Annotated in this window: 1 protein-coding gene; it reads left to right on the top strand. The window is 35.0% G+C overall.

From position 1 onward, the window contains the following. Positions 1-2,052 (top strand): C1 family peptidase (locus ACKI5C_RS02100; protein ID WP_407431552.1); only part of this gene is annotated, 2,052 nt, incomplete at both ends.

Here is a 2,052-nt window from a genome sequence, read left to right as displayed (position 1 = left end):
AATGTTACATTTATTAACAATGGTGCAAAACTCTTTGGAGGAGCAATGACTATTGCGGCAAATGCCATTGTTAATATTTCTAATTGTAACTTTATTGATGGTTATTCAGATAGGGGCAGTGCACTTTATTTGGAAACTGGTACTTTAAATGTTGAATACAGTAATTTTACATCAAAATATTTCAGTAAGTGGGGATCAATTTCTACTAACGAGCAGGATTTCACTGTATTATCTATTGATAATTGTATTTTCAATAATGTTTCGTCAAAATATGCTCCTGCAGTATTTGCTCAAGAGTGCTATGTAATCATCAATAATACTAAATTTTATAATTTAAAAGCAAATGAATCCGTTGGTGCTGTAGGAATTCGGGTACCTAAACAGGCAATTATTGAAAATTGTTTATTTGCAAATACTACTTCAACTAAAAATGCAGGGGCAGTATTTGTCGATGTCGAAGGAGAGGGTACCGAACCAATTACAGAACCAATTGAAATAACTATTCGAAATTCAACTTTCAATAATATTTCCTCAGGTTTTGGCGGGGCTTTTGTTCAGCTAACCGGTAATTTAACCCTTAAAGATTCAAGCTTCACCGACTGTTTTGCAGTTTATGCCGGAGGGGCAGCATATCTTTCAGATGTAATTGCAGAAATAACCAATTGTAAATTCAATTCAAATAAAGTGGTGTCACAGCCTGATTATCAAACATCCGGAGGCGCACTATATTTTGATTTCGGCCTTTTAAATCTTACGGATTCAGAATTCAATAATAATAGCGCTTCAATGGCCGGTGGAATATTAATTTATGATGCCGAATATCATCTGGATAATATAACCTTTAACAACAACAATAATCCTGTTTATACTTATTTTGATGATGTTGAATCAACAATAGGTCGAATATATGGGAACGATACAATTTCTAAAGATGATTTGAATAACACATATTATCCAAGTGTGATTCTTGGTGAGGGAATGAAATTAAATTTAACCACAAACAGCATTGACCTTAGTATTCTTCCTACCAGATTTGATTTGAGGGAAATCGGATGGCTTACACCAGTTAGGGATCAAGGAAGTATGGGTTCTTGTTGGGCATTTGGTGGAATAGCAGCATTTGAATCTGCTTTATTGAAAAATACTGGGATATCATATGATATTTCAGAAAATAATATGCAGGATTCCATGCTTATTTTCAGCAGATACGGATCCGGTAATGTCGAAAGTGCGAATGAAATGATTGCGGCAGGTTATCTTTTATCTTGGATTGGAGCATTTCCGCAGGTTTATGACATATATGATGAAGTTGGAAAATTATCTCCTTCAATCCACACAAATCAAACAATACACCTTCAGGATTTTGTTTTAATTGATTCTGGAAAAGTATCAATTCCAGGAAATCCTGCTCTTAAAAAAGCTATTCTTAAATATGGTGCATTGGCTGTACTTTTTGATGCTTTTCAAGATCCAGAAGGTTATAACGATACTTCGGGTGCTTTTTATCATTTGAATGGTGCTCCAAATCATGCAGTTGCTATTGTTGGATGGGATGATAATTATTCAAAAGAAAACTTCGCCACCACACCTGAAGGTGATGGGGCATGGATTATCAAAAACAGTTGGGGAGCCCAATGTGGTGATGGAGGATACATGTTCATTTCATATTATGATGGAACATTATGCGCCGATGACAAACTAACAGAACAGGCGGTCGCATATGTGTTTGAAAATACTTTGCCATACAATAAGAATTATCAATATGATTTTACAGGTATTTGGGAATTTATGATGTATGATGAAACCAGTGAATTATACGGCACTCCTATAACAAATGTGAATAACTTTGTCAGTGTCGAAGATGATTTGATAGCTGCTGTTGGAACCTACTTTAATCAGAGCGGCATGGATTATACAATTAAAGTTGCAGTGAATGGTGCTGTGGTCTATACTCAAAAAGGCGTTTCACCTTATCGGGGATACCACACCATTAAATTGAACAAGTACATTCCAATTAAAAAAGGTGATAAATTTAGTATTTATGTAACATCC

It is taken from the genome of Methanobrevibacter sp. (genome assembly GCF_045646045.1).
Lineage (GTDB): Archaea > Methanobacteriota > Methanobacteria > Methanobacteriales > Methanobacteriaceae > Methanocatella.
Note: the sequence above shows the minus strand (reverse complement) of the source record. Positions and strands in the feature narration are given on the sequence as shown.